Genomic DNA, 6,906 nt, shown 5'->3' on the forward strand with positions numbered 1-6,906 from the left:
CGCTTATAAGGAGGCATCATGCTGGAACGTCTCATTGAGCTGATCCTGCCCACCATCATCTCGGCCTGCGAGCTGATGGGCATTTTCGTGGTGACGGTATCCGCCCTGATCGCCTTCTGGCGCTACTGCAGGGGGCTGGTCACCCACCACCCCTGCAACATCAAATTTGATCTGGCCAACGGCCTTGCCACCAGCCTGGAGTTCAAAATGGCCGCCGAGATCTTGAAGACCGTCATGGTCCGGGACCTGAACGAGCTGCTGGTCCTGGGGGCCGTGATCCTTTTGCGCGCCCTGCTCTCCCTCCTGATCCACTTTGAGATGAAGGGGCAGGAATGACCGCGCGTTACTCCACAGCAAAGGACTGAAGCTATGACTACCATTTACCTCATCCGCCACGCCGAGGCCGAGGGCAACCTGTACCGCCGCATCCACGGCTGGTACGACGCCCTGATCACCGACAACGGCTTCCGGCAGATCGCCGCCCTGGAGGAGCGCTTCCGGGATATTCCCGTGGACGCGGTATACTCCAGCGACCTGTACCGCACCAAGACCACCGCACGGGCGGTCTATCTCCCCAAAAAACTGGAGCTGCGCACCGACCCTCAGCTCCGGGAGATCCACATGGGGGACTGGGAGGACAGGACCTGGGGGGAGATCCGCCACTTCGACCTGGAGGGCATCACCCGGTTCAACCGGAGCGACCCCACCTGGCGCGCTCCCAACGGAGAGGACCTGGCCGACGTGGGCAGCCGGGTCGCCCAGGTCATCCGCCGCATCGCCCAGGCCCATCCGGACCAGACTGTGGCCATCTTCTGCCACGGCACCGCCATCCGTCAGGCACTGGCCCAGCTCAGGGGCGTGGCTCCCCAGGACTGGTGCACCCTGGGCCACAGCGACAACACCGCCGTCTCCAAGCTGACCTGGGACGGCGCAGACTTTCAAATCGACTATGAGGCGGACGCCTCCCACCTGGATCCCTCCATCTCCACCCTGAGTCGGCAGTCCTGGTGGCGGAAGGACCGGAAGGCGGAAGACGTCAACCTCTGGTACCGCCCCATCCGCTGGGAGGAGGAGAAAGCCCTCTACCTGGAGGCCCGCCGGGAGGCCTGGGTGTCCACCCACGGCCCTGACATCTCCTTTGACGGCGGCGGCTTCCTGGCGGCCGCGGAACAGGACCTGTCCCGCTCCCCCTGGGGCGTCACGGTGGCCATGGCCGGAGACGCGGCGGCAGGCGTCCTCCAGGTGAACACGGAGCGCTACCGGGAGGAGGGCGCCGGGTACATCGCCTTCTGCTACATCATGCCGGAGCGCCGGGACCAGGAGCTGGGCGTCCAGCTCATCGGCCAGGCGGTATCCTTTTTCCGGCCTCTGGGCCGGGACAAGCTGCGGCTGCGGTGCGCTCCCTACAACGACCGGGCCCAGCACTTCTACAAAAAGTACGGCTTCGTCAAGGTGGGCGAGGAGCAGGGCAGCCGGGTCCCCCTGGACATCATGGAAAAGTACATCGGGTACGAGCGCTGAGCGCCGTACCCTTTTTCCTGACACTACTATGAAACGAGGCACATCATGAGCTTTGACCGCGATTTGTTCCTCCCGGTGTCCCGGGAGGACATGGCCCGCCGGGGCTGGGACTTTTATGATTTTCTTCTCATCACCGGCGACGCCTATGTGGACCATCCCTCCTTCGGTCCCACCATCATCGGCCGGGTCCTGGAGGCCAAGGGCTACCGGGTGGCCATCCTGTCCCAGCCCGACTGGAAGGACCCGGCGGCTTTCACCGTCCTGGGCCGGCCCCGTCTGGGGGTCCTGATCTCGGCGGGCAACATCGACTCCATGGTGGCCCACTACACGGCGGCCAAGAAGCGACGCCACGACGACGCCTACTCCCCCGGACGGCGGGCGGGTCTGCGGCCCGACCACGCCACCGTGGTCTACTCCAACCGGGTGCGGGAGGTCTTTGGGGACATCCCCATCATCATCGGCGGACTGGAGGCCAGCCTGCGCCGCTTCGCCCACTATGACTACTGGGAGGACAAGGTGCGCCGCTCCATCCTTTTTGACGCCCAGGCCGATATTCTGACCTACGGCATGGGGGAGAAAGCCTCCCTGGAGATCGCCGCCCGGCTGGCCTCCGGCACCCCGGTGGGCGAGATCACCGACGTACGGGGCACCTGTGTGGCGGCAAAATATCCCGGCCTGTGCGCCTATCCCAAGGTGGAGGTGCCCTCCTTCGAGGAGGTAGCCGCCTCCAAGGAGGCCTATGCCCGGGCCAACATGGTGGAGTACCAGGAGCACGACCCCGTGGTGGGCAAGGCCATCGTCCAGAAACACGGAAACCAGTTTTTGATCGTCAATCCCCCCGCCCCGCCTCTGACCACCGAGGAGATGGACTGGGTGGCCGAGCTGCCCTATGTCCGGGAGCCCCACCCCATGTACGACGAGATGGGGGGCGTCCCCGCCATTGAGGAGGTCCGCTTCTCCGTCACCCACAACCGGGGCTGCTTCGGCGCCTGCAACTTCTGCTCCCTGGCCTTCCACCAGGGCCGGGCCATCTCCTGCCGCAGCCATGAGAGCGTCATCCGGGAGGTCACCGCCCTCACCAAGCACCCCGGCTTCAAGGGCTATATCCACGACGTGGGCGGTCCCTCCGCCACCTTCCGCCGCCCCTCCTGCCAGAAGCAGCTGAAATACGGCATGTGCAAAAACCGTGCCTGTCTGGCCCCCGAGCCCTGCCCCAACCTGGACGCCGACCACACCGACTATATGATGCTGCTGCGCAAGCTCCGGGCTATCCCCGGGGTGAAAAAGGTGTTCATCCGGTCCGGCATCCGGTTTGACTACCTGATGAAGGACCCCAGCGGGGAGTTTTTCACCGACCTGGTCCAGCACCACATCTCCGGCCAGCTGAAGGTGGCTCCGGAGCACTGCGTCAACCACACCCTGGACTATATGGGCAAGCCCCACATCGAGGTCTATGAAAAGTTCCGGGAGAAGTATTTCAAGCTCAACCGCCGGTACGGCAAGGACCAGTATCTGGTGCCCTACCTCATCTCCTCCCACCCTGGCTGCACCCTGGAGGACGCGGTGCGCCTGGCCGAGTGGCTGAACAAGGAGGGCCACATGCCCGAGCAGGTCCAGGACTTCTACCCCACCCCCGGCACCCTGGCCACCTGCATGTGGTACACCGGCATCGACCCCCGGACCATGAAGTCGGTCTTTGTCCCCAAGACGCCCCACGATAAGGCCCTCCAGCGGGCCCTGATGCAGTGGCGCAAACCCCAGAACCGGAAGCTGGTGCTGGAGGCCCTCCACAAGACGGGCCGTGAGGACCTGATCGGCTACGGCAAGCGGTGCCTGGTCCGCCCGGACAAGGGACAGGCTCTCGGAGAACAGGGCAGCCACACCCGTCCTCAGGAAAAGGGCAAAGTTCCCTCCCGCTCCAAGCAGGACAGCGGCCGCTTCGATGGCCGCCGCCGGGTGGAGAAGAAGGACTCTGCCGCCCAGGGCGGAAAGCCTGTCCGGAAGGCGGGTTGGGCCAAGGCCAAGGCTCCCGCCAAAAAGGGCGTCAAAAAACGAGGATAAAAAGCGGGGGCAGGCGAAAGCCTGCCCCGCTTCGTCACCGGGCGCTTTAATAGTTCGTGGCGCTCCGGGCCGCGTTCTGCACGCCGCGGCCAACATCACCCACGGCATTGCCCACGCCCCGGCCCACGTCGCCGATGGCGTTCCCGGCGCCCCGGACCAGGTCCCGGGCTCCCTGGGTCAGGTCCTGTCCGGCAGTATTCCACCGGCCGTTGACCTGGCCATTGCCGTCGGCGGCGTACCGGCCGTCGTTGAGATAGTCATAGGCGGTACGCCGGGTGGCGGTGTAGCCGTTATAGGAGGTCCGGCTGTTCCGGGTCTGGCTCCCGCTGGCCGCGCCGCTGCCCGCCGCCGAACCGCTCGGCGCGGTAGCGGGGTTGCCGCCGCCCATGCTGCCGTTTTCCAGACTGCCGCTGCCGGCATAGGGGTCGCTCAGGCTGCCGTTGCCCACGCTGCCGCTGCCTGTGGTACCGTTCCCATTGACGGTGCCGTTGTTTCCGTCCCTGTTGCCGCCGCAGGCCGTCAGCGACATGGTCAGCGCCACGGCCAGGGCAGGAACCATCCATTTTTTGTTCATTCGCTGCATCCTCCCGCTCTTTTTTCCAACGGAAGTCCCATCCGCCGGCTAGTATGTGCCGTTTTTCCGCAGGAACACCCGGAAATCGCTGCCCGGTCTGGGACCTCCTTCCATTTTTACGATTTCTTTGCCTCCCTTTTTGGAAAAAACTTCTCCCCGCCCCTTGCAATCCGGGCGGCAATATGGTATAGTTTCATTGTAATTAAGGTAGTATTGGTAAGAGTGGGGTCGAGGCTCCGCTCTTTTTGATTGACCAAATCCGGCTGACCCGGCCCTCCGGGCAGCTTTTCAGGAGGAATTCCATGGCAAAAGTAACAGACACCGTGGCCGCTTTGGCCGCCCCCATCGTGGAGGGAGCAGGCTGCTCCCTGTGGGACGTGGAGTATGTGAAGGAGGCCGGGACGTGGTTCCTCCGGGTCTATATCGACAAGGAGGGCGGCGTGTCCATTGACGACTGCGAGGCCGTCTCCCGTCCCCTGTCCGACAAGCTGGACGAGGCCGACCCCATTGAGGGCAGCTACACCTTTGAGGTGTCCTCCGCCGGGGCGGACCGGGTACTGAAAAAACCGGAACATTTCGCCCGGTTCCAGGGCCAGGAGGTGGAGGTCAAGCTCTACCGCCCCCGGGAGGGCCGAAAGGAATTTGTGGGCCTGCTCCAGTCCTGGGAGGATGGAGACGTGACCCTGGAGATCAACGAAACCCCCGTCCGTTTTGAAAAAAAAGAGATCGCGCTGGTACGGCTGTACCCCCGCTTCTGATTTAGGAGGAAAAGACCGTGGCTAAGAGAACGACAAAGAAAGTCAACAGTAACGAGCTGGACGGCGAGGAGTTTTTCGCCGCCATCGCCCAGATCGAGCAGGAAAAGGGCATCAAACCCGGCTACATGATGGAGAAGATCACCCAGGCCCTGCTGTCCGCCTACCGCCGGGACCACGAGGGCGTGGGCGACAACCTGGTCATCGAGGCCAACAAGGAGACCGCCACCGTCCGGATGTTCCTGAAGAAGGACATCGTGGAAGTGGTGGATAATCCCGCCACCGAGATCAGTCTGGACGAGGCCCGCACCGTTCTGCCCCAGGCGCAGCTGGGCGACGTGGTCCGCATCGAGCTGAAGCCCCGCAACTTCGGCCGTATCGCCGCCCAGACCGCCCGTCAGGTCATTATCCAGGGCATCCGCGAGGCGGAGCAGGGTATGGTCTACGACGAGTTCTCCTCCAAGGAGCACGAGTTGCTCACCGGCGTGGTCACCCGTATCGACCCCCGGAACGGTTCCGTGGCCCTGCGCATCCACTCCGGCTCCGAGTTCACCGACGCCTATCTGGGCACCAACGAGCAGGTGAAGGGCGAGAGCTATGTGGAGGGTCAGCGGCTGAAGGTCTATGTGGTGGAGGTCCGCCGGGCCACCAAGGGCCCCCAGGTCCTCATCTCCCGCACCCATCCCGGTCTGGTCAAGCGGCTGTTCGAGCTGGAAGTGCCCGAGATCTACGAAGGCACCGTGGAGATCAAGTCCGTGGCCCGGGAGGCCGGTTCCCGCACCAAGCTGGCCGTCTGGTCCGCCGACCCCAACGTGGACCCCATCGGCGCCTGCGTCGGCCCCCGGGGCCAGCGGGTCAACACCATCGTGGAAGAGCTGAAGGGCGAGAAGATGGACATCATCAAGTACTCCGAGGACCCCGCCGAGTACATCGCCGCCGCCCTGTCCCCCGCTGACGTCATCAGCGTGGAGGAGCTGCCCGACGGCAAGAGCTGCCGGGTGGTGGTCCCCGATGACCAGCTGTCCCTGGCCATCGGCAAGGAGGGCCAGAACGCCCGTCTGGCCGCCAAGCTCACCGGATACAAGATCGACATCAAGCCCGCCTCCGCCCCTCTGGAGCCCATTGAGGACGCTGGCGAGGACCTGTTCGTGGAGGACGAGGCCACTCCCGCGGAGGAGTAATGCTCCACGGTCCGCCGTGTCCCTACGGCTCATTTCACACATTTTCTTTCTAATTTCAACTCGGGGGTGACCCAGGTGCCCAAAAAAATCCCTCTGCGCCAATGTGTTGGCTGCCGGGAAATGAAACCAAAAAAAGAGCTGATCCGGGTGGTACGCTCCCCCGAGGGGGCGGTGAGCCTGGATTTCAAGGGCAAACTGCCCGGCCGTGGAGCCTATGTGTGCCCCGACCCGGCCTGTCTGGCCAAGGCCCGGAAGTCCAAGGGGCTGGAGCGGGCCTTTGAGACCGCCCTCCCCCCCGAGGTCTGGGAGGCCCTGGAGAACCAGATGAAGGGAGGGGACCAGGATGGCTAACGATCCCGTGCTCCATCTCCTGGGGCTGGCCAAAAAGGCCGGACGGCTGGAGATCGGCGAGGAGCCGGTGGGCGCCGTCTGCCGGGCCCACCATGCCCGGCTGGTCCTCCTGGCCTCCGACGCCGCCCCCAACACCCGGCGCCGGGCCGCCCACTTCGGAGAGGCCGGCAACGTGCTCTTTTTGGAGCTGCCTTTCACCAAAGCGGAGCTGGGGTTCCTCCTGGGCCGCAGTTCCTGCGCCATGCTGGCCCTGACCGACGCCGGCTTCGCCGCTTCCATTCTGGAAAAGCTGGCTGCCCGTGATCCGGACCGCTACGGTCCCGCCGCCCAGCAGCTGCGGGAAAAGGCCGACCGGATGCTCCAGCGCCAGCGGGAAAAACGCCAGCACGAAAAAAACCTGCGGGAGGGCAAGCGGAAGCCCTGGGCGCCTCCGCCCCCGCCGCCCAAGGCCCCCGAGGAGCGG

The 6,906-nt window shown here is 64.7% G+C and carries 8 protein-coding genes; 7 read left to right on the top strand and 1 reads right to left on the bottom strand.

Going from position 1 to position 6,906, the window contains the following annotated elements:
• Positions 1-18: 18 nt before the first annotated feature.
• The 3 genes from I6E42_RS10700 to I6E42_RS10710 are packed head-to-tail and all read left to right on the top strand — an operon-like array spanning position 19 to position 3,582.
• Positions 19-336, top strand: a complete 318-nt coding sequence (locus tag I6E42_RS10700) for a DUF1622 domain-containing protein (RefSeq protein ID WP_235371932.1) — start codon at positions 19-21, stop codon at positions 334-336.
• A 33-nt stretch (positions 337-369) separates the two neighbouring features.
• Positions 370-1,521, top strand: coding sequence for a bifunctional histidine phosphatase family protein/GNAT family N-acetyltransferase (locus tag I6E42_RS10705; RefSeq protein ID WP_235371933.1), 1,152 nt, complete (start codon positions 370-372; stop codon positions 1,519-1,521).
• Between the two features lie 45 nt (positions 1,522-1,566).
• Positions 1,567-3,582, top strand: a complete 2,016-nt coding sequence (locus I6E42_RS10710; protein WP_235371934.1) for a YgiQ family radical SAM protein — start codon at positions 1,567-1,569, stop codon at positions 3,580-3,582.
• A gap of 46 nt (positions 3,583-3,628) precedes the next feature.
• Here the strand turns inward: I6E42_RS10710 and I6E42_RS10715 are convergent, their stop codons facing one another.
• On the bottom strand, positions 3,629-4,156 hold the full coding sequence (locus I6E42_RS10715; protein ID WP_235371935.1) for a hypothetical protein: 528 nt from the start codon (positions 4,154-4,156) through the stop codon (positions 3,629-3,631).
• 302 nt (positions 4,157-4,458) lie between these two features.
• On the opposite strand from I6E42_RS10715, the gene I6E42_RS10720 reads away from it, so the two are divergent.
• The 4 genes from I6E42_RS10720 to I6E42_RS10735 form a co-directional block, all read left to right on the top strand.
• Positions 4,459-4,914 carry a ribosome maturation factor RimP gene (locus I6E42_RS10720; RefSeq protein ID WP_235371936.1) on the top strand — a complete coding sequence of 152 codons (456 nt, stop codon included), beginning with the start codon at positions 4,459-4,461 and terminating at the stop codon, positions 4,912-4,914.
• Positions 4,915-4,931: 17 nt separating this feature from the next.
• Positions 4,932-6,092 (top strand): transcription termination factor NusA, encoded by a 1,161-nt coding sequence (gene nusA / locus I6E42_RS10725; RefSeq protein ID WP_235371937.1) that lies wholly within the window; start codon positions 4,932-4,934, stop codon positions 6,090-6,092.
• Between the two features lie 75 nt (positions 6,093-6,167).
• The gene (gene rnpM, locus I6E42_RS10730; protein ID WP_328284106.1) at positions 6,168-6,443 is read left to right on the top strand and encodes an RNase P modulator RnpM; all 276 of its coding nucleotides are present in this window, start codon (positions 6,168-6,170) and stop codon (positions 6,441-6,443) included.
• On the top strand, positions 6,436-6,906 hold a 471-nt coding region (locus tag I6E42_RS10735), incomplete at its 3' end, for a L7Ae/L30e/S12e/Gadd45 family ribosomal protein (protein ID WP_235371939.1). The genes rnpM and I6E42_RS10735, both read left to right, overlap by 8 nt.

It is taken from the genome of Pseudoflavonifractor phocaeensis, assembly GCF_021531815.1.
Taxonomy (GTDB): domain Bacteria; phylum Bacillota; class Clostridia; order Oscillospirales; family Oscillospiraceae; genus Lawsonibacter; species Lawsonibacter phocaeensis_A.

Coding starts and splice junctions, on each gene's coding strand:
- I6E42_RS10720 (WP_235371936.1), top strand. CDS start 4,459: ATGGCAAAAGTAACAGACACCGTGGCCGCTTTGGCCGCCCCCATCGTG.
- I6E42_RS10715 (WP_235371935.1), bottom strand. CDS start 4,156: ATGAACAAAAAATGGATGGTTCCTGCCCTGGCCGTGGCGCTGACCATG.
- I6E42_RS10700 (WP_235371932.1), top strand. CDS start 19: ATGCTGGAACGTCTCATTGAGCTGATCCTGCCCACCATCATCTCGGCC.
- I6E42_RS10710 (WP_235371934.1), top strand. CDS start 1,567: ATGAGCTTTGACCGCGATTTGTTCCTCCCGGTGTCCCGGGAGGACATG.
- I6E42_RS10705 (WP_235371933.1), top strand. CDS start 370: ATGACTACCATTTACCTCATCCGCCACGCCGAGGCCGAGGGCAACCTG.